Source organism: Clostridium sp. C2-6-12 (genome assembly GCF_009928485.1).
In the GTDB taxonomy this organism is placed as follows: domain Bacteria; phylum Bacillota; class Clostridia; order Clostridiales; family Clostridiaceae; genus Clostridium.
Map to the genome: position 1 here is coordinate 118038 of NZ_JAABNP010000013.1, position 22124 is coordinate 140161.

Genomic DNA, 22124 nt, shown 5'->3' on the forward strand with positions numbered 1-22124 from the left:
TGTTTATTTTTATCTATCAAAAATCACGCTTTTAACAATTGCAAAAGCTTCTCTTGTATACGTAATAGGAATAAGGTACCAAACTGTAGAACTTGAATAATTATCAAAGTTTACATATCCATTTATCTTTGCTAAAATACTGCTTCTAAAAGCATGAAAATCTGTTGTCACTATTTTTACATTAACTTTATCTAAAGATTTTTTACTATGTTCTTCAATTTTTTCCTTAGAAAATTTAAAGTTTTGATTTGTATTTCTAGATTGATCCTCCATTATTATTTTTTCTTTTGAAACACCTTTATCCAATAAATACTCACTCATAGCTTGAGCTTCTGGTATATCTTCATCTTCTCCTTGGCCTCCTGATACAACAATATATGACTTGTCATTTTTTTCTGCACATTCTATGGCTGCATCAAGTCTGTTTCTAAGAATTTCAGTAGGGTATATCCCATCCCTAAGTCCAGCTCCCAATACGAGAATATAATCATCTTTTTTTTCATTATGTTTTGGATAACTTACTATAACAGCTTCCATTCCAATAAACCATATTAGCCCAACGCATAAAATTAACCTTATAAATTTAAAACATTTATATAACAATTCTTTTTCTCTTATTATTCTTTTAACAAAATGATATATGATTAATATAATTCCTATAATTATAATTGGCAAACTAAAAGCAACCCTTACCCCACTCATAATATTTATAGCTATTATATATAAACAAAGAACTATCCCTAGTATAATATCCCAAAACTTTTTCAATTTTTTCTCCCCCTTTATTTATTTATAAATTCATTATAATGGGATTTCACTTATATGTGTTTATATTTATTAAATAGTACACAATATATCACAATATTGTAATAATATCGTCATATATGACAATTGGCACCAAAAAATCAAGTTTAAATTCTTATGTTAAAATTTTAAACTTGATTATTAAAAACTTTTTACTCTTTTGTCCATATAGAATATGAGCCATCTAAAACTTTAAAAATTCCAAATCCATTTTCATCAATAATAACTTTTTCGAATATTTGATTAGAAGCATCAATCCAAATTTCACCTTTATGTTCAATTCCAACATACATTTTTTTCTCGCCTCCTAAATTAACAGTTATTAATGCTGCTAATCCAGAATTTATATGGATGTCGTCCCCTTCTCTAGTCCAACCTATAATAGATTCATGATCTATGTAATCATGTTGAACTCCATACGCATAATCAGCCCGTATTATTAAAATTATATCCAATTTATCTCTAATTCCTTCATAATTAACTTTTGGTATTCCATAATAGTCGCCATAAAATACACATGGATAGCCTTCTTTCCTAGTTAATATAAAAGTATATGCAAGGGGTTTAAACCATGGCTGTACCCATGACTCTAAAGATTGCCCCAATTGAGTATCATGATTATCTACAAAAGTTACTGCTTTATCTGGATTAACTTTTAAATAAGTGTTATCAGCTAATTTGCGCATATCAAATTTCCCAAAGGAATTGCTTGCACTAAAAAAGTTAAAATGAAGCGGCACATCAAATAAGCTCATACTATTTCCACACTTATTCATGTAATATTCAAGGCTTTTTACATCATGAGTCCAATATTCTCCAACTGCAAAAAGTTCTTTGTTACTATTTTCTCTTACAGTTTCAAGCCAATCATTGAAAAAATCAAATTTAATATGTTTTATTGCATCTAATCTGAATCCATCTATATCAGTTTCTTCTAAATACCACTTTCCCCATCTCTTAAGTTCATCTACCACATAAGGACTATCCAAATCTAAATCTGCATACATTAGAAAGTCATAATTTCCATACTCCAGATCTACCTCTTTCTCCCATTCCTTTCCTTCAAATTTAAATATGCCTTTTTCTTTTGTTATTGCATCAAAATCTACTCCATCAAAGTCCCTTGATGTCCATTTATATGCAGAATATTTTTCACCTCTTCCTGGAAAATTAAACCCTGTATGAGCTCTTATTTCACGCTTTTCACCTATGAATTCATTTCTATTAAGACTAGAGACTGGTCTTGCAAATACAATTTCAGAATCGTCTGCTCCTCCCTTATGATTAAAAACTACATCTCCATAGACTTTTATATTGTTATTATGAGCTTCATTTATAGCTTCCAAATATTCTGATTTAGTTCCATACTTTGTTTTAATTGTCTCTTTTTGATTAAATTCTCCTAAATCGTATAAATCATATAATCCATAACCTGTATCGTTTATACCTTGAGCTGCCTTACATGCTGGTGGCAACCATAAGGCTGTAATTCCAATTTCACTTAAAAATTTTGAATCTTCTTTAATCTTATTCCATAAAGATCCATCACAGGGATAGTACCATTCAAAATATTGCATCATAGTATTATTTTTTTCAACTGCTTTTGAAGCACCAATTGATTCTTTTAAAATCTCCACATTAGTTTCTTCCGCAGAATCAGTGACTTTATTCTCTATAGAAATGTTTTTTATTTCTAAGTCCTCATCAACTTCAGAATCATTAATGCCTCCAAAATTATTTTCTATATTTGAATCATTTATATTTTCCTCTGAATCAATTTTTGTGTCATCTTTTGAAATTAATTCTTTATATTTTAATATTCCTTCTTTAAAAATATCATCTATTCTTAATTCTTGAAGTTTTAATTTAATTGCCTTGCTAATTTTTCCCATAACTACCTCCATATTAATATATAATTCTTTGCTAAAAATATATATTTCTTTAGTATAAATTCTTTTTTCTAAATAACCATTAGTATAATGTTTTATACTGTGATTACAAAATACCCTTTTACGATTATACCATATTTTTCTAATATTTATTCAAAGTTGTTAAACTTCAAAAAAACTGCATAATAAAATACCCCTTTATAATGCAGTCTTACGATTTAAACTGCTATTATAAAGGGGCTGATTTTTAGTTTGCATACGCAAAATAATATATATAATTTGCAATATTAATATTTTCAGTATACACAATTACAATAAATTTCAAAATAACCTTTACTTAAAATAAATATTATTTATGATTATTGTAATGTACATGTAATAGCTCATGAGCTCTACCTTTTAATACTCCTGAATACAAGGAATCCATTAATGGATTATCGTCAGAACGACTTATACTCTTCATTTTATCTACTTTATAAAGCCTTACACTACGGCCGTACTTTTCACCTGCCTTTGCAAATGGCTGTCCTGCACCAGCAATGCAACCACCTGGACATGCCATGACTTCAATAAAATCATAATGTGCTTCACCAGCTTTTATTTTTTTAATAACATTATCTGCATTTTTTAATCCACTTACTATTGCTATTTTTATTTCACGGCCAAGAGCTGTAATGGTTGTTTCTTTAACACCTTCCATACCTCTAACCCCTTCAAATGCAAGTGCACGTAATGCAGGAACTGGTGTATCACTTAATACTTTACGCAATACAGCTTCAGTAACACCACCTGTAACACCAAAGATAACACCTGCTCCACTACTGCTTTGGAATGGTCTGTCTAATGCCTCTGGCTCTAACTCAGAAAATGCAATTCCAGATTCATTTATCATATTAATAAGCTCTTGTGTAGTAACAACATAATCTACATCTGGTATTCCATCTCTTTTAAATTCTTCTCTATCTGCTTCAAATTTTTTAGCTGAGCAAGGCATAATTGCTACACTTACAAGTCTTTTATCATTATCCTTATAATGCTCTTTCAAAACTGCTCCAAACATTTCCATAGGTGATTTACAGCTTGAAACATTTTTCATTAAATCTGGATAAGTATTTTCCGCATATTTTACCCATGCAGGACAGCAAGATGTGAAAAGAGGTAAATCTTCATTTTTTTGAAGCTTTGAAACAAACTCATTGGTTTCCTCTATTACGGTAAGATCCGCCCCAACAGAAGTATCAAAAATAAAATCAAATCCCATTCTTCTTAATGCTGCTACCATTTTGCCCATTGCATATCTGCCATCTTCTTCTAATTTACTGCTAATTCCAACTCTTACTGCAGGAGCTATTTGAACTACAACTTTTGTATTTGGATCATTTAGCTCTTCCCAAAGCTTATCTGTTTTACTCCTTACTACAATAGCCCCAGTAGGACATACTGCAGCACACTGGCCACAGGAAACACAATTAGAATTTCCAATTGGCTCATCAAATGCAGTAGTTACAGTCATTTTTGAGCCTCTTCCAACAAAATCAATTACTCCAACATTTTGAACTTCTTCGCAAACTCTAACACAGTCACCACATAAAATACATTTACTCTTATTCCTTACTATAGCTACTGAAGAATCATCTATTTCATTACATTTAGCTGTATTAGGAAATCTTACATCATTAATTCCAAACCTTTTTGCCAATTCTTGAAGTTTACAAGCTCCACTTTGCTGACAAGTTGTACAATCTCTACAGTGATTTGCAAGTAATAACTCAAGAATATTTTTTCTATACCTTCTAAGTCTTGGCGTATTCGTATATATTTCCATACCTGCTCTAGGAGGAGTTGAGCATGCTGATTCCATATCACCACGTTTAGTTTCTACCATACACATTCGGCAAGCTCCATATACTGAAAGCTCTGAATAAAAACAAAATGTAGGCAATTCAATACCAGCTCTTCTTACTAGTTCTAAAATATTTTTTTCATCTCTTATTTCCACAGGTACATTATCTATAGTCATAAACTGTCCACTCATTTTATTAATCCTCCTTTATAGCTTTAAATGGGCAAGTTTCCAAACATGCACCACATTTTATGCATTTATCTTTATCAATTATAAATGGCTCTTTTATCTTGCCTGAAATTGCTCCCACAGGGCATATTTTTGAACATTTTGAACAGCCCTTACAAGCATCTGGATCAATAAATATCGTCTTAAGCTTTTGGCAAGTCTTCGATGGACATTTTTTATCCACAATATGAGTAATATATTCATCTCTGAAATTCTTTATTGTACTTATAACAGGTGATGGAGCTGTCTTTCCAAGACCACATAGTGCTGTAGCAGAAATAGTATCTGCAAGCTCTAATAATAAATCTATGTCTTCTAATTTTCCATTACCAGCAACAATTCCTTCAAGAATTTCAAGCATTCTCTTAGTACCTTCACGGCAAGGAACACATTTACCACAAGATTCATTTTTAGTAAAGTTCATAAAAAATCTCGCAACTTCAACCATACAAGTATCTTCATCCATAACAACAAGTCCACCAGATCCTATCATTGCACCAGCTTTTTTAAGTGAATCAAAATCCAATGGCAAATCTAGGTGTTCTGCTATAAGACATCCCCCAGATGGACCTCCTATTTGTACAGCTTTAAATTCCTTACCACCTCTTATGCCTCCGCCTATATCAAAAATTACTTCTCTTAAAGTTGTTCCCATTGGAACTTCAATAAGTCCTGTATTTTCAATATTTCCTGTTAGAGCAAAAGCTTTTGTTCCAGGACTGTTTTCAGGCCCAATAGATTTATACCACTTAGCACCATTATTAATAACGATAGGTACATTAGCGAATGTTTCTACATTATTTAGAACTGTTGGCTTGCCAAAAAGCCCTTGTTCTACAGTTCTTGGTGGTTTTACCCTTGGCATTCCCCTCTTTCCTTCAATTGACGCAGTAAGGGCACTTCCTTCACCACATACAAAAGCACCAGCACCCTTATTTATTTGAATATCAAAGCTAAAATCTGTACCTAAAATATTTTTTCCAAGTATTCCATACTTTCTTGCTTGTTCAATAGCATTTGAAAGTCTGCTTACAGCTAATGGATATTCAGCACGAACATATATATATCCTTTTTGTGCGCCACAGGCAACTCCAGCAATCATCATTCCTTCAAGCATTCTGTGTGGATCTCCTTCCATTACACTTCTATCCATGAATGCTCCTGGGTCCCCTTCATCTCCATTACAAACAATATATCTTATTTCTTCCTTTTGACGTTTTACTTGAGACCATTTTCTGCCGGCTGGAAATCCTCCGCCTCCACGGCCTCTTAAATTAGATTCTTCAATTTCTTTAATTATTTCATCAGATTCCATATCAAACAATGCTTTTTCAAAAGCAGCATATCCATCTATAGCAAGGTATTCTTCAATTGAAGTTGCATCAATTTGACCACAATGTTCAAGTGCAAGTCTAGTTTGCTTTTTATAAAAAGGTATTTCTTCTTGTTTTTTATATATTTCACCATTTTTTGTGTATGCAAGTCTTTCAACACATTCATCATTTATTATAGTTTTTTCTATAATTTCAGCACAGTCATCTACTTTAACCTTAATATAAAGATATCCAAAAGGTTCTACTTTTACTAATGGACCCATTTCACAAAATCCATGGCAGCCACTTTTTTTAATTCCAACAGTTTCATCATGAGGTTCTTTTTCAAAAGATACTTCACAATCTATTCCTTTTTCTTTCATGATTTTTATCAATTCATCATATATTTCTAAAGAACCCCCTGCAACACATCCTGTACCAGCGCAAACAAGAATTTTCTTCTTTTCTTTTTGAAAACTATTTTTATAATTATTTCTAGCATTAATTAAATCATTTCTATTAAGAAGCATATTATTCTTCCTCCTTAAGACTATTTAAAAGTTCCATTGCTTTTTCTGGATTCATTGAGCCGTATACTTTATCATTCACCGTCATAGCAGGTGCAAGTCCACATGCTCCTAAGCAAGAAACCGTTTCCACTGTAAATACTAAATCATCTGTTGTGGTTTTAGTCTCTGAAAGATTTAATTCTTTTCTCAGCTTGTCTAAAATAGGAATTGATTTTCTAACATGACATGCTGTACCATCACATATTTTTATTACATATTTACCCTTTGGTTCTAAAGAAAAATTTTCATAAAAAGTTGCTACACTATATATTTTAGCGGTACTCATACCTAGTTTTTCTGAAAGATATAAAAATGCTTCTTTAGGCAAATACCTATACATTTCTTGTGTATCCTGCAATATCGCAATAATATTACTAGATTTAAATTCATGCTTTTCCAATATAGTATCTAGCTTACTATAATCAAATAATTTACTCATAGTTTTTTTAATCCTCCTTATTAATTTTTCATTATGTTTTATCCTTTGGTTTAATTGTGTAAATACTTATTTACCTAACTGTTTTATTAAGCTTTATATTTTATCCACTATGAAATAATAAATCAAATAGTAGAATAATACACTTTGTTAATTTAATAACGGTAAATAGTCCATCTTTGTGCAATAAATATTAATCAACACTATTTCAGTGTATCACTATGGTTTTTATTTTTCAATTATTTTTGCAAAATATTCTGAATCTTTTTAATTTTCTTGAATTGTTTTATATTTATTTGTATTTCTCTTTTTTAAGCTGTTTTAATTGAAATAAAAAACTGTGGCAAAATAATTTTTTTCAATTCATCTTACCACAGTTACTTATTTATCTATTATTTAACAATTCTCCAATTTCATTATTGGTAAATTCATATTTTTTATTACAGAAATTACAAACAATTTCTTCAGTTTTTCCATCATCATATATTTCTTGGAGTGTTTCTTTTCCAACGGATATTAATGCTTTTTCAACTCTTTCTCTAGAGCAGTCACATTTATATTCTGGTTTTAAATCTTCTAGTACTTTTAAATCCATTCCATCAAAAATGTATTCTAAGATTTCCTCTATAGTTTTTCCTTCACTTATTAATGTAGTAATTGGTGGAATTTCTTCTAGTCTATATGTTATAACATCTGCTAAAAGTTCATCTGCCCCCGGCATCATTTGGACAATGAAGCCTCCTGCTGCCTTTATAGATAAATCCCTATCAACTAAAACTCCTAGTGATACTGCTGATGGTGTTTGTTCTGAAACTGTAAAGTAATATGCTAAATCTTCACCTATTTCTCCTGTTTGTATTGGCACTTGTCCAACGTATGGATCTTTTAAACCTAAATCTTTTATTACATATAAAAGCCCATCAGTTCCAATAGCTCCACCAACATCTAATTTTCCTTTTTCATTAAGTGGTCTATCAATATAAGGATTTCCTATTACACCTTTTACAGAACCATCACTATGAGCTGTTACAGTTATTCCTTTTACTTCACCATTACCATTTATCTTTAAAGTGATAACTTCTTTTTGGCTTTTTAAAGTTGTTCCAATTAATGCTCCCGCAGTTAACATTCTTCCAAATCCTGCTGCTGCAACTGGTGTACATTCATGTATACTAGTACCTTCATTTACTAGATTAGTTGTAATTCCTGCTATTATTCTTACCATACCATCTTTGGCTGTTGCTCTTACTATTTTATCTTCCATTATATCATCTCCGTAATTCAGTTTACAGTTAACAGTTTACAGTTAACAGTTTTAATTATGATTTATTTTCTATAAAATTATTATTTGATTTCTTGATATTTATGTGTTTAACTCATTATGCTAATTTTTATTTAATCAAAGCCTGAGTATAGCTATTCTTAATTGACAATATTGTCAATTAATCTTGAAAACCGCAAGGTTTTCTATTAATTATTTTTCGAAAAGCCGAGGCTTTTCTTCCTCAATTGTTAACTAAGTTCCTTCCTGCTACATAAAGTATTCTTTCACTATTTTCAGTTACCTTATTTTCAGAATAGCCTTCAAATTTCTTTAAAAGCTTAAAGCCGCATTTTTCTAAAAGTTTTTCTATATATTCCTCTTTATAAGCTCTTTCAAAATGTTCTTCTTCAAATTTTTCATAAAGACCATTATCTTTTTTTACAAAGAAGGTTAAAAACATATTTAAAACTTCTTCTTCAAAAGAATTTTCCCATGTATAGAAAATTTCTTCTGAACTATATGTATAAATATTATTTCCAAGGATATTAGAAAGTTTATAATAAGAGTTAATATCGAAAATAAATAACCCATCCTCTTTTAAATGCTCGGATACTCTTAAAAAATATTCTTCTAAATCTTCCTCTTCTGTTATGTAATTAGTTGAATCAAGGACAGAAGTTATAAGATTAAATTTATTATTTAAGCTTAGTTCACACATATCTTGACATATTACCTTTGCCTTGATTTTATTTTTCTTAAATTTATCAAAAGCAACATTTAACATATCATCTGATAAATCTACTGCATATGTATTTTTAAAGTATTTAGCCACCTTAATTGCAACATTTCCTGTTCCACAAGCTAAGTCTAAATAATCATCAAAGTTTATTTTATTTTCAGTGCATAATCCTATTATTTTTTCTGCAACCTTATCATAATTAATATCTTCATATATTAATTCATCATATATATTTGCAAACTCTTTATATGCCATGTACTTATACCACGTCCTTAATTTATTGTACTAATTCATCTAATATATTATATCGTAATTTTTTTCTTAGTCAATCAGTACATTATATTAAGGTTTATTTATTCTTCTTTCTTCTTGCCATAATTCCACCTATTCTTCCTGTTTCTCCTGAAGATAACCCTCCCCATCCTTCTTTTTTAACTTTATCAGCTAATCCTAATTCTTCTGCAATTTCATATTTCATTTTTTCTCTGAGCTGTTCTTCTTCTGTAAGCTCTTTATTTGCTTTAATTTTTGCCTTAATTACCCGTTTCATACTTCCTGTGCTCATATTCAATCCCTGCCAATCAAAATATTTTATGAAAGCTGTAGGCTTTTCATCCTTAACTGTGAAATAATTTTAAGTTCCTTATTGCAGATAAGTTCCGCATTGTGGGAAAGTTCCGTATTGTAGCATAGCCACTCTTCTCATAAGTGAATAGCTGCTCCTTTCAGCAGTGAAAAGTTCCTGATTGCAGCATAGCTGCTCTTTTTATAGGTGTAACTCTTAACTGATTTTATTGTTTCCTTTATTTTTATTATTATTCCATAAGATTTTTTATTATTTAGATTAACTTATCATGCTAGTTTAATAAAAAAGTGACTGCACTATGTCTGATGAATGGAAATATTTATGTTCCAAATAGAATATGTTTATTTTTTAGACCAACCTTTACTTTTTCCATAAAGTACTTTATATGCCTCATTCATCCACTTTAGACACTAAAAAACAGACTACTTCATTTGGCTAGTCTGTTTCTCATTAATTATTATTAAAAATAAATAAAGTGCTTAAATCTTCCATCATGATTCTAAACCATTTTTCACTAAAAAATTATAACAGCTTGACAAACTAAAATTTGTCTGTTGTGCATTATGCTCATTTAATGTATCAACAACAAGCTAAATATGGTATGAGCATATCTTAAAAATATTTATTTTTTTCTTATCCAATAGTCATTGTATATCATACTCTTACCTACTAGTGGTTCTGGAGATTTTATGAAATTCATTTTCTTTAGTGCTTCTATTCGATCTATGGCATAAATTGGAGCCTTTGTTGTAATATTAGTGCACTTAAACCAATCAAAGAATGGAACTACAATCAGTGACAGAATATCATAAAGGAACTGGGTATTTTCATAATCACTTCTTACATCTAATCTCAACATCCCACAATCGTTATAGTAATCTTCAGATTCTCTTCGGAACATTTCAATTGTTCCTATTGCTTTGTCGTCTTTCTTATCAACTATTGAAAAGCGCACAAAGGCCCTATTCTCATAGTACTCTATTAACCAAAATTTTATAGCATTCTGCATGTACTCTCTTTTTGAACAATAGAAATTATCACCATTACAATTATCACTATTGAAATATGGTAATGCATACTTGTCACTATATACACTGAATAAATCATCTACATCGTTTTCCTCAATCAATCTTACTATAAAATTATCATTTTCTAATACAGGGCATTTTTCATAAATATCCATATTTATTCTCCAATCTTCATCTTATTTTTTTCTGAACATTCTACTTCCAAATACTCACTAAATCTATTCATTTCATTCATTATTACCCTTCGCATCCTATCATCAGGGTGTATATTAGTTTCCCACCACCAGTTTTTAATACTGAAATATCCTGTTTTTCCTATTGGCTCTGGCTCGAATCTTGCGACAAAACGATCATTGTAAATTACAGGGATCACATAATAACCATACTTTCTTTTTGAGACAGGCGTATACACTTCCCATCGATAAGAAAAGTCAAAAACTTTCTCTAGCATAGTTCGATCCCACATAATATTATCTAGGGGTGCTATAAATCGTGCATAATCCTTATGTTTCTTACTGTTTGAATAAAAATTCAAATCATTGGATGCATAAAATGTGTTTGTAATTCCATTAATCTGAAACCCATGAATTGCGTTTTTTTCAACTAATCGATCCAATACCCTTTTTCGTAATTCCTTATCACTTAAGAAGTGTCCCTGCCATGCACCACCATTCTTATCCCATACTAATCCCAAGCTTTTAATTCTCCTTGTAACATACCAATCCAGAAAATCATCTATTGACATGTTATCCTTTTTATTATAATCAGATGGAATAATCCTCTCAGTTAAGTCAAAATATTTCTGAGTACCTCTTTTTTCAGCAACGCACAGTTCCCCTTTGTTATAGAGAAAATCTAATGCTGCACTTGATAATTTCTTATGTCCCCACCGGCTCTCCCTTACTTCACCAATTGAAATATCTTTTGTTCCAGTCAATCCATGCTCAAATACAAATGTTTTCACATCATCTAAAATATCAAGTGCTCCCAACTGCCCACGATATCCCAAAGTCTTCAGAGTTGCACTTGCATTCTCTTCACGTACTCTTGAAAACCTTGTAAAATCCTTTGTATTATAAATGCACATTTCCTTATCATATCCATCTACAAGGCTATGTTCTTCATACAATAATGAGTATAAATATTCTGTTCTATATCCCTCTACACGTGCTTGTAAAACAAGATCCGCATTACGACCAACCACATTAAGCGGATCGTACTGAATGCTACCTAGTCGCGTCATTATTTTTCGAACGCCCTCTATCCCAATCAGTTTCTCATTTCCATCCAAATTATGATATTGTAACAGCATTTTCTTAACTTCATCTCTCTCATAAACATTCATTTCTATTCCTCACTATTTTTCTTTATTTCATTTCAAGTAGCTCATATATTTCCAATTACACATTGTGATTCTAATACTTTAACATTATTCCCCACAAAGACATCTTTTTTTAATCCCTCCTTTCCAAATAATAACAACATTATAGTATAGTTTTCAATAGAAGTCTTTATTTTCAGAATATATTACAATAACTATGTGGATTTCAATTATATTATTTACAATATATAATCTTCGCCAAAACTATATATTTGTTCATTAAATCAGTATAATATATCATCTTTACGGTTTATAGATATAAAAAATCAATCTGTTAATCTTCATTTCTCAAGTAATTATCTATAAAAGTCTAAGGAAATTCTATAGGTGAACTGTTTTCATTTTGAAGTAAATTCCGTATTGCAGAAAAGTTCAGCATTGTGGGGAAGTTCCGTATTGTGGCATAGCCACTCTTTTTATATGTGTATAGTCTATTTTCAGTAAAGTTTCGTACTTCAGAGAAGTTCCGTATTGCAGCATAGCTGCTTTTTTTATAGGTGAAAAGTTCTTATTTGCAGCATAGCTGCTTTTTTTATAGGTGTATAATTTTTTATCATTTCCCTAATTGCTGGAATACATTAATACTATGATATAGATTTTTTTCAACTAATTTGCCCTATTGACTTGATATTTACTTAATATTTAACTATAGTATTTGTATACATAAAAATAATAAAAAAATTTAGGAGGGATTATTGTGTATAATGTTGCAATAGTTGGGGCTACTGGAAATGTAGGAAGAAAATTTTTAGAAATCTTGGAGCAAAGAAATTTTCCAGTAAATAATTTATATCTTTTCGCATCGAAGAGATCAGAAGGAAGTACTTTACCTTTTAAAGGAAAAGACTATGTCGTTGAAGAAACTTGTGAAAAGAATATAAAGGACAAGAAAATAGATTTTGCACTATTTTCAGCTGGTGGAGATGCTAGTAAAGAATTTGCACCTGTTTTTGCACAGTATGGGGCTGTAGTAATTGATAATAGTAGTGCTTGGAGAATGGATCCTGAGGTACCACTTGTAGTACCAGAAGTTAATCCAGAAGACATTAAACTTCATAAAGGAATAATTGCAAATCCAAATTGTTCAACAATTCAAGCAATGCCTATAATGAAAGCATTAAATGATAAATACGGAATCAAGAGAATAGTTTATTCTACTTACCAAGCTGTATCTGGAGCTGGTATCCAAGGTATTAAGGATTTAGAAGATGGAATCAAAGGGGCTGCACCAAAAAAATTCCCATATCCTATAGCTGGTAATGTATTACCTCATATAGATGTATTTTTAGAAGATGGATATACTAAAGAAGAAGAAAAAATGATTAAGGAAACAAGAAAGATACTTCATGAGCCAAACTTAAGAGTAACTGCTACAACTGCAAGAGTTCCAGTTCTTAATGGTCACAGTGAAAGTATAAATGTTGAACTTAATTCTGAATTTGATATAAAAGATATCTTTGAATTATTAGGAAACACTCAAGGTGTAACTGTATATGATAATGTTAAGGAAATAAAATATCCAACAGCTCTTGAAATGTCTGGTAAAGATGATGTTTACGTTGGAAGAATCAGAAGAGATTTCAGTGTAGATAATGGATTAAATTTATGGGTTGTTGCTGACAACATAAGAAAAGGAGCAGCTCTTAACGCTATTCAAATTGCAGAAATAATGATCAAGGACAATAAATAATTATCAGCAATTAAGTTGGAGGAATCTAAATGTCAATATTTCAAGGCTCAGCTGTAGCCATAGTTACCCCTTTTAATGAACATGGAGTTAATTTCAAAAAGCTTGAAGAACTCTTAGAATGGCATGTAAAGGAAGGTACTGATGCAATTGTTATTTGTGGCACTACAGGTGAAGCTACTACAATGACAGAAAAAGAGAAAAAAGATACGATTAAATTTACAGTTGATGTAATAAACAAAAGAATTCCTGTTATAGCAGGAACAGGCTCAAACAATACTGCTTCTGCTATTTCTATGAGCAAATATGCAGAAAGCATTGGAGCTGATGGACTTCTTGTTATTACGCCATATTACAATAAAACAACTCAAAAGGGTTTGGTAAAGCATTTTTCAGCTATAAATTCTGAAGTAAAAACACCTATAATACTTTATAATGTCCCTTCTAGAACAGGAGTTAATATATCTCCTAACACTCTAGTGGAATTATCAAAATTAAGTAATGTAGTTGGAATAAAGGAAGCTAGTGGAAATATAAGCCAGGTGGTACAAATGAAGGCCTTATGTAGAGATTCTATTGATATTTATTCAGGAAATGATGATCAAATAGTTTCTATTATGGCCCTTGGAGGTAAAGGCGTTATTTCTGTATTAGCTAATATAATTCCTAGTAAAGTTCATGAAATAGCTGAGAAATGTCTAAATAATAACTTTAAAGAAGCTTTAGATATCCAATTAGATACTTTGGCTTTAACAAATACCTTATTTGTAGAAACAAATCCAATCCCTATTAAAACAGCTATGAATCTTATGGGATTTGAAGTTGGAAGTCTTAGACTTCCTCTTTGCGAAATGGAAAATAAAAATGAAGATCTTTTAAAGGCTGTTTTAAAAGACAATAAATTAATGTAGGTGATAAGATGATTAAAATAGTGTTAAATGGCTGTTCAGGTAAAATGGGTAAAATGATTACTGAATGTACTTCTCAATTTAAAAATTTAGAAATAGTTGCTGGAATTGATAAATTTAAAGGTGATCTTCCATACCCAATATTTGAAAGTCCACAAGATTTAAATCTTGACTACGATGTTTTATTAGACTTTTCAAGAGCTGATGCTCTTCATGATCTATTAAACTTAACTGAAAAAACTCAAAAACCATTAGTAATATGTTCAACTGGATTTACACCAGAAGATATTGCTTTAATTAATGAAAAAAGTAAATCTTTAAAGTTATTTAGATCAGGCAATATGTCTTTTGGAATTAATTTAATAAGTTCTCTTTTAAAGAAAATCACTCCAATGCTTTATGGAAACTACGACATAGAAATAGTTGAAAAACATCATAATCAAAAGGTAGATGCTCCTAGTGGAACTGCAATAATGCTTGCTGATGCCGCTAAAGAATCTATAAAAGATACAACTAAGTATGTTTATGGAAGAGAAGGAAACTCTAAAAGAGAAGAAAATGAAATTGGTATTCATGCAGTTAGAGGTGGCGGAATAATTGGTGATCATGAAGTAATCTTTGCAGGGACTGGTGAAGTGATTGAGTTAACTCATAAAGCTATATCAAGAGAAGTTTTTGCAGTTGGTGCTTTAAAAGCCTGTGAATATATGGCTACTGTAGATAAAGCTGGTCTTTATGACATGAATGATGTTATAGGGCTTGAATAGAATATTTAAACTTATGAAAAACAGAAGGGATACTGCTTCCCTTCTATTTTTTTATATACATCTGAAATAAGGAAATGTTCATTCAGCTTCCTTTATGTTATATTTTTATTGCAAATCAATTCAAATATAAAAGTTTTACTAAACAATATGCACATTTTTTATGATACAACTCTATATTTTCTACTCATAAAAACTCTAGTTCTAAAAGGTATATATTATATACGTTTACATATTAATGTGCAACTGTTTTCATTTATTTTTTACACTTTGTTCACAAATTATTTACACTTTATTTATATTTTGTAACGATTTCTATCCTTTTCATCATTTGAAATTTAAAGAAAAAAATATTATCATAATAATATAATAAATTTAAATTTAAAGGAGAGAACAAATTATGATAAAATTAATTAAAGAAATATTCAGTCCAGAAAATTTTAAGAAGGCTACTATATATAGTTTATTAAGTAATCCAAATCTTAATTCAGCTCAATTAGCAATATTAGTTAATGACCTTAGAAATATGGAAAATAAGACTATTGCTAATAACAAAACAAATAACAAAAAAGCTGCATAAATTTTATACTATTGGAGAGCAACAAGTATGTATAATGAATTAATAAGCAAAAAAAAGGATTTATAGTTTTTTTATATTAAGAACTATAAATCCTTTTATATATTGCTTTATAAGTATATATATATTTCAATTAACAATGTACATTTTACAATTTACATTTAAGGTAGAAATTCTTTCAGAATTTTTTAAATTAAGTTTTCATTACTCAATGTAGAATTTTAATCAGAACTTATATATATTTTTTCATATAACCATTTTTTAATCCAATATAATATTTTTTAATCGGCATAAAAAGTTAATATTGATATCCCATTTTCTTGAAGAAGTCCACCTTGGGTTCAAGAAACTTAAATTTATGACTTTCTATATCTTTAAAGTAAGAAGCAATAGGTTCAAATATTTTATTCCAATTCCATAATTCATCATCAACATTTAGGTAATCTTTAAACATTTCAGCGCCTTCTGGTGCTATTGGGTGAATTAGTATTGCTATAACTTTACAAGCATAAAAACAATCTGATAAAACATTTCTTTTTAATTCATCACTTTTGATATTATTAGCCCAATGCTTACTTATTTCTCTTATATAATCGTCTAAAACATATGCTATTCTATGGAAATCTTGATTGTACATATGTCTTTCATATTCCAATACTGTTTTTTCTGTAAGTACTTTAATTTTTTCACTTACTTCTTCTTTAGGTATATTTTCATTTAAGCTTTGGAGTGTATAAAAACATGAGCGAATAAGTCTATTAAATACATTTGTTAAAAGATTTCCTTCTTTTAAGACTGGATCTGCTCCCACTTTTTCTTCTTCCTTCATATAAACTTGTGGCTTAAAGCCAACACTTTTTGAAGATAGACCTAAACTCATAAAATGCATACGTAGTTGATCCTTTGTATAAAAGCTTAACAATTCATCTGCCATTGGAGGCTTAAGTTCTGAACTACTGCTTGCTTTTTTATCCATAAATAAAATGTGTTTATTAGAAACAATATGTGGAAGCTTAACTTTATAAATATCTACCTCTTCACCTTTAGGTATATTTAAGCCAATTAAAATTGCCATTTCAGCAATTGAATAAAAATAAATATTATCTTCTCCTATAAATTGATATACCATTGAGTCTTCTGTTTCCCACCAATCATGCCATTCTTCTGGATTTTTTCCTATTGACTCTAAATATGCTTTAATAAAAGAAATTGGTGCCCATAAAGATTCTGGCCATACCCAAAAGGTTAAATCTTTTAAATCTTCTTTATCTGGCACTTTTACCCCCCAGGAAATATTTCCAGATAATCTAAAAGGAACTAAAGTTTTACCATTAGTATAGTTAATATTTAAATCATCTAAAATTTCTTTAGCTTTATCCCTATCTTCTAATTTTTCAAAAACAAAGGTTACTGAAGGCTTTTTTTCTTCATCTATAGTTTCATGCTTTGGAAATTTAGCTTCTAACTCATTAATGTCATTAATATATTTTCTTGGAACATATATTAGCGGCTTCTTTAAAAATTCATCTATAGCTTTAATTTCATATTTTCTTCTATTAGTATTCTTCTTTAATAACTCATTGAGTTCTTTCATTATCTCCATAGAATCATCTAGGGTAAAATACCAATTATCTACACTTTTTAATACTGGTTTATTTCCTGATAATGTACTAATAGGATTAATTAATTCTGATGCCATATATTGATGACCCAAGGAACATTCTTCTGCATATGCTTTATCAGAATTACATCCATCAATTGGACACTTTCCAGTTACTTGCCTTCCATTAAGAAAGGTTTTCTTATCCATATCATAAAATTGTAGAGCTGACATCTTTTTAATATAACCATTTTCAAATAAAGTATTAAATATCTCTGCTGAAGTTTCATCATGAACTTCCCCTGTTCTTCCAATAGCTGATGCTCCAAAAATATTTAAGCTTATATTGTAATCCTCTAGTGTTTTCTTTTGGCTTAAGTGATTAGCTCTAACATAATCTTCTATGCTATTTTCATAGCCCTCTTCCTTTAACTTTCTGTAGCTTTCAAGAATAGGTGAGCCATAGCAATCTGTACCTGATACAAAAATAACATTTTCTTTTCCAATTCTATCTCTTAAAAATCTTGCAAATATATCTGCATGAATAAACATTCCTCCAATATGCCCAAAATGAAGATTTTTATTTCCATATGGCATTCCAGCAGTAATTACAGCTTTCTTTGGAAATATTGGCTTTTCATCTCTTTCTAATCTTTTACTTATCATATACTTCACTCCTTTTTCAATAATAGAAATAATATAGCACTAAGTGATATTCTTCTTTATAAGTTATTTCCAAAAAACACCAAGGGACTGACCCCAACATTTTGACGTCAAAAAAGCCCCTGTAGAATTTAATTCTACAGGGGCGAATATTCTATTTCGCGTTGCCACCCTTTTTTTCTAAAATGTCACCATTTTAGACTCTTCAAGTACACCATGTTCCTAAAATTATAGGTTAAATCATACTCTAGTTCTGTAACGTGAACTTACGTCATAGCATCACTTATAATTAATTATTATAAGATCCGTATGCAGCTCCAAGACTTGTTTCATTATGCTTTCATAATTTCCTTGCACCAAATGGAAACTCTCTGCGTATTCTTTCATAATTACTCTTCTTTTCATAGCCTTTGTTTTTTTATATTATATAACTTATTATATTTAGTGTCAATTACTTAACCAACATATTCAAATGCCAGAACTATACTTTTTGAAGTTTAGTTCTTACCTTTTATCTAAATAACAATTCCTTAAAAGATAATTAATAGCTCTATTACTTACATTATTATACTGCTGATATGACATATAATATGATTAACGTTAGTGGTATTATTATGTCAGGCAATACTATTATAGAATTTCCAGGCTTAAAATTACTACTTTTTATCATTTCTTTGATATGTACTATTGTGGCACCAACAAATAATGAGCAAAATGTTACTATTGTTGCTAACCAAAAATCTTTATTCATCCATATACAAAATACCCCTGCAATTCCATACCCTAATTCAGCAAATCCTAATTCTTTTTGAAACGGACTTCCCTTTTCCCATCCTATAAACTCTGCAACCATATCTGATTTAAATACATGCCCTAAAAAGCCTTGAATACCTGTTAAAGTTATTGTTATTACCAATTGATAAAATAACAAATTTGTAGCTATGGCTTCTATAGTCCTTATTTCAGGATTAATTATTGTTGTTACAATTCCAACTATTATTCCTGTTAGCCAAAAAATAAAAAATATCATATTTTTATAACCTCCTCAGTTCCATTTCTTATATATTTGTTCCTTGAGAAGAATTATAAAGTCTATTGTTACTATAGAGTCAAATTATTTTTTATAGGAATTTGAATTTCTGTAATAAAATCATCTGGATTTCTAGTTATTGAAATATCTATATAGTAAACTTCCACCGGATCTCCTATTATAATTAGGTCATTCTTATTGGCATACTCTATTAACTTATCGTAAGTTTTTGGCTTATTATTATGTGGTCCTAAATGCATTTTGCTCAGGTAATACCCACCTTGTATTATTTTTAAATTTTCTTCTGATATACATGATTCGTCAAGCTCAATACATAGTTCAATATCACAAGGTTTCCCTAAAACTCTTTCTCCATGATATATAGCCATTGGATTTCCCAAAGTTATGTACTTTTTTGTTCCAATCATTTTCATAGCATCATTAAATAATTTCGTGAATCCAGTTTCATTCAATTCTATACTCTTTCTTAAAAAAATAACATTTCTCATTGGAATCTTTTTTATTTCTATACATGAAAAATCAGTATTCTTATACATATTAATGTTATCTATATATAATTTTAGAGTTTTATCTGCATAAACTAATTCATTAATTTGCTCTTTTATCTCTTGTCTTTTTTGATTAATTATGCCCTTTATTCCTGACATATCATTTCTATTTAAAAATACATCTATTTCAGCTAATGATAAACCTAATGCAGCCATTTTTCGAATTATCATAACAATAATAATTTGATTAGTACTATAGAATCTGTACCCTGTTTCCTTATCTATAATTTTAGGCTTTAAAATTCCTATTTTATCATAATAACGTAATGCTTGAATTGAAACAGAGCATATTTTCGAAAACTTACCTATAGAAAATAATTCTTCATCCATGTAAATCACATCCTTGATATTGTATTTTTGTTACAAGCTTCTTTTCAAAATTAATAAATGAGTTTCATATTCCGGTATGTTAAGAATAACTAACATTATCATGTATTATCATTTATATAATATAAACTTTTATTTTGTTTTATCTTTTTGAAAAGATAATGCAACAACTCCAATATAAAATGGTAAAATCTTGACTGCAATATAGGAATTACTTTTTTCACTTATAAGCATACTTAATTCAAAGAGCAGAATAACTATAGATAATATTAACATAACGTTTTGTTTTTTCATTATTAGAAATATCAAAGGGAAAATAGTTCCTACTATAGCTCCAACTATCAGCCATAAAATATCAAATCTTACTCCACCGTTACCATTATGATTTATGATTGCATTAAATATACTTACGATGCCTAATTCAATAATTGGAACCAAAAATAATAATTTGTGAGATAATTTACTTACTCTTATAGTTATTATCATTGGTAAAAGTATCATAATTAATATAATAATTATCAAGATCTTCACCTCTTTGTAGTTTGCGATATTTTAAATTGAAACAATACATAAAAACTACTATTAATAACCTGCTAATTTTGCCAATGCAATTTCTTTCTCTAAAACATCTGCAAATCTTTGAACATAATCTCCAAGGTGCTCTAACCAATTCATAATTTCATCATCATTTTTATATCTATTAGGCTCTTCTCTAATTTTTATAACCTTTTCCATTATATCTATATCTGGAACCAAATTACTATCTAAGGTCCATTTCCCTGCTTGAGTTTTAGATATTATTTTACCTGTCTTTAATGTATAAATACATCTTGCAATATCTAAAAACCAACCTGCTGAATATAAATTTCTTTTTGTCACAACTGCAAATTTTCTTATCACCTCATAATGTTTTGAAACAGCTTCTATAACTTCTTCTCTTGTAGGATACTTAAATCTTTCTCTTACTTCATTACCATATAACAAGTTTCCATTTTCAATTAACTCTATCATAGAAAAAGGCGTAAATTGACTCTTTCATTTCCAGGATACCTCACTTAAGTTATGTTTAATTGTCTTACCATCTAAAGTTGTAATAAAGCCATATTTATCTGAAATTGCCAAGTTATCAAAAAAATCATCAAATTCTATACTCACTTGTTTCCACACCTAAGATTATAATTTAGAATTTGTATACCATATATAGGCATAAATCACTTTTTCAACTCATCTCCAATAATTATACAACACATTTTAGAATTTTTCCTTTATTTTTCTACAATGTAAAAATAGTTATTATACTAAATTATTTCTATGATATAATTTAGTATAAATATGGTAAGCTGGAGGGATTTATGAGTAAAAAGAATAAAATTATAATTAGCGTCTTAGTAGTTTTTTTATTATTAGTTATTTGTGTTTTCAACTTCAGCTTTAGTAGTGGATATAAAATTTCCATTGACAATAATACTGATAAAACAATCGAACATTTAGAATTGAAATATTATGATGGTCGTATTATTAAAACTATTTCACAAATAGAACCTAAAAAATCTTGGAAATACAATATTGATACTAATATTATTCAAGGTGAAAACGCAATAATTTTACTATACAAAGATAATAAAGGTAATTCATACAAAGAATCTGTGGTAGGATATTTAGAAAAAGGTTATAGTGGTAACGCTAATATAATTATTAATAAAATTGATGATAATGGTAAGTTAGAAATAGAAGTCAAATAAACTATATACAAACCCCCTTGAGCCACATTCAACTATTTCATAAATCACATAAGTGTGTTTATATTTTGACCGTACTATTAAATCCATAACTTATTTCAAATCTTTTAATCATAGCAATATTCGTAAGCGTCAAAGAATCGACGCGTAGCGGTAGCGTAATTTAAGTGATAAAATAAA

The 22124-nt window shown here is 29.4% G+C and carries 20 protein-coding genes and 1 other annotated feature; of the genes, 5 read left to right on the forward strand and 15 right to left on the reverse strand.

What is annotated here, in order from left to right; translation table 11 throughout:
- Window positions 1–9: 9 nt before the first annotated feature.
- The 10 genes from GXK56_RS12870 to GXK56_RS12915 form a co-directional block, all read right to left on the reverse strand.
- Entirely contained in the window at window positions 10–768 is a 759-nt protein-coding gene (locus tag GXK56_RS12870; protein ID WP_160687932.1) for a YdcF family protein, read from the reverse strand.
- Window positions 769–956: 188 nt separating this feature from the next.
- The gene (locus GXK56_RS12875; protein ID WP_160687934.1) at window positions 957–2696 is read right to left on the reverse strand and encodes an alpha-amylase; all 1740 of its coding nucleotides are present in this window, start codon (window positions 2694–2696) and stop codon (window positions 957–959) included.
- Window positions 2697–3042: 346 nt separating this feature from the next.
- Window positions 3043–4728 carry a [FeFe] hydrogenase, group A gene (locus GXK56_RS12880; RefSeq protein WP_160687936.1) on the reverse strand — a complete coding sequence of 562 codons (1686 nt, stop codon included), beginning with the start codon at window positions 4726–4728 and terminating at the stop codon, window positions 3043–3045.
- Window positions 4729–4732: 4 nt separating this feature from the next.
- Window positions 4733–6607, reverse strand: coding sequence for an NADH-quinone oxidoreductase subunit NuoF (gene nuoF / locus GXK56_RS12885; RefSeq protein ID WP_160687938.1), 1875 nt, complete (start codon window positions 6605–6607; stop codon window positions 4733–4735).
- Window position 6608: 1 nt separating this feature from the next.
- Window positions 6609–7085: an NAD(P)H-dependent oxidoreductase subunit E gene (locus GXK56_RS12890; protein ID WP_160687940.1), complete on the reverse strand. Its 477-nt coding sequence runs from the start codon at window positions 7083–7085 to the stop codon at window positions 6609–6611.
- A gap of 382 nt (window positions 7086–7467) precedes the next feature.
- The gene (gene hslO, locus GXK56_RS12895; RefSeq protein WP_160687942.1) at window positions 7468–8346 is read right to left on the reverse strand and encodes an Hsp33 family molecular chaperone HslO; all 879 of its coding nucleotides are present in this window, start codon (window positions 8344–8346) and stop codon (window positions 7468–7470) included.
- A 241-nt stretch (window positions 8347–8587) separates the two neighbouring features.
- The gene (locus tag GXK56_RS12900) at window positions 8588–9340 is read right to left on the reverse strand and encodes a class I SAM-dependent methyltransferase (protein WP_160687945.1); all 753 of its coding nucleotides are present in this window, start codon (window positions 9338–9340) and stop codon (window positions 8588–8590) included.
- 94 nt (window positions 9341–9434) lie between these two features.
- Window positions 9435–9650 carry a small, acid-soluble spore protein, alpha/beta type gene (locus tag GXK56_RS12905; RefSeq protein ID WP_160687947.1) on the reverse strand — a complete coding sequence of 72 codons (216 nt, stop codon included), beginning with the start codon at window positions 9648–9650 and terminating at the stop codon, window positions 9435–9437.
- Window positions 9651–10293: 643 nt separating this feature from the next.
- Window positions 10294–10854 (reverse strand): N-acetyltransferase, encoded by a 561-nt coding sequence (locus tag GXK56_RS12910; protein ID WP_160687949.1) that lies wholly within the window; start codon window positions 10852–10854, stop codon window positions 10294–10296.
- Between the two features lie 2 nt (window positions 10855–10856).
- Window positions 10857–11942 carry a winged helix DNA-binding domain-containing protein gene (locus GXK56_RS12915; RefSeq protein WP_243156110.1) on the reverse strand — a complete coding sequence of 362 codons (1086 nt, stop codon included), beginning with the start codon at window positions 11940–11942 and terminating at the stop codon, window positions 10857–10859.
- An 835-nt stretch (window positions 11943–12777) separates the two neighbouring features.
- Between GXK56_RS12915 and GXK56_RS12920 the strand changes: the two genes are divergently transcribed.
- From GXK56_RS12920 to GXK56_RS12935, 4 genes are all read left to right on the forward strand, one after another.
- Window positions 12778–13770, forward strand: a complete 993-nt coding sequence (locus GXK56_RS12920) for an aspartate-semialdehyde dehydrogenase (protein WP_160687953.1) — start codon at window positions 12778–12780, stop codon at window positions 13768–13770.
- Window positions 13771–13799: 29 nt separating this feature from the next.
- A complete protein-coding gene (gene dapA, locus GXK56_RS12925; protein WP_160687955.1) occupies window positions 13800–14678 on the forward strand; it encodes a 4-hydroxy-tetrahydrodipicolinate synthase in 879 nt (292 codons plus the stop codon).
- 8 nt (window positions 14679–14686) lie between these two features.
- Window positions 14687–15442, forward strand: a complete 756-nt coding sequence (gene dapB, locus GXK56_RS12930) for a 4-hydroxy-tetrahydrodipicolinate reductase (protein ID WP_160687957.1) — start codon at window positions 14687–14689, stop codon at window positions 15440–15442.
- A 397-nt stretch (window positions 15443–15839) separates the two neighbouring features.
- Window positions 15840–16019 carry a hypothetical protein gene (locus GXK56_RS12935; protein ID WP_160687959.1) on the forward strand — a complete coding sequence of 60 codons (180 nt, stop codon included), beginning with the start codon at window positions 15840–15842 and terminating at the stop codon, window positions 16017–16019.
- Between the two features lie 295 nt (window positions 16020–16314).
- Here GXK56_RS12935 and GXK56_RS12940 read toward each other — a convergent pair whose 3' ends face one another.
- From GXK56_RS12940 to GXK56_RS12960, 5 genes are all read right to left on the reverse strand, one after another.
- The gene (locus tag GXK56_RS12940) at window positions 16315–18282 is read right to left on the reverse strand and encodes a class I tRNA ligase family protein (RefSeq protein ID WP_160687961.1); all 1968 of its coding nucleotides are present in this window, start codon (window positions 18280–18282) and stop codon (window positions 16315–16317) included.
- A gap of 135 nt (window positions 18283–18417) precedes the next feature.
- Window positions 18418–18693, reverse strand: a binding site (T-box leader).
- A gap of 151 nt (window positions 18694–18844) precedes the next feature.
- Window positions 18845–19309 carry a DUF6790 family protein gene (locus GXK56_RS12945; RefSeq protein ID WP_160687963.1) on the reverse strand — a complete coding sequence of 155 codons (465 nt, stop codon included), beginning with the start codon at window positions 19307–19309 and terminating at the stop codon, window positions 18845–18847.
- A gap of 71 nt (window positions 19310–19380) precedes the next feature.
- Window positions 19381–20208, reverse strand: a complete 828-nt coding sequence (locus GXK56_RS12950; protein WP_160687965.1) for a MerR family transcriptional regulator — start codon at window positions 20206–20208, stop codon at window positions 19381–19383.
- Window positions 20209–20337: 129 nt separating this feature from the next.
- The gene (locus tag GXK56_RS12955; protein WP_207710268.1) at window positions 20338–20706 is read right to left on the reverse strand and encodes a hypothetical protein; all 369 of its coding nucleotides are present in this window, start codon (window positions 20704–20706) and stop codon (window positions 20338–20340) included.
- Between the two features lie 81 nt (window positions 20707–20787).
- Window positions 20788–21216: an aminoglycoside adenylyltransferase domain-containing protein gene (locus tag GXK56_RS12960; RefSeq protein WP_160687969.1), complete on the reverse strand. Its 429-nt coding sequence runs from the start codon at window positions 21214–21216 to the stop codon at window positions 20788–20790.
- A 341-nt stretch (window positions 21217–21557) separates the two neighbouring features.
- Here GXK56_RS12960 and GXK56_RS12965 point away from each other — a divergent pair, with 341 nt between their 5' ends.
- The gene (locus tag GXK56_RS12965; protein WP_160687971.1) at window positions 21558–21947 is read left to right on the forward strand and encodes a hypothetical protein; all 390 of its coding nucleotides are present in this window, start codon (window positions 21558–21560) and stop codon (window positions 21945–21947) included.
- Window positions 21948–22124: the final 177 nt, after the last annotated feature.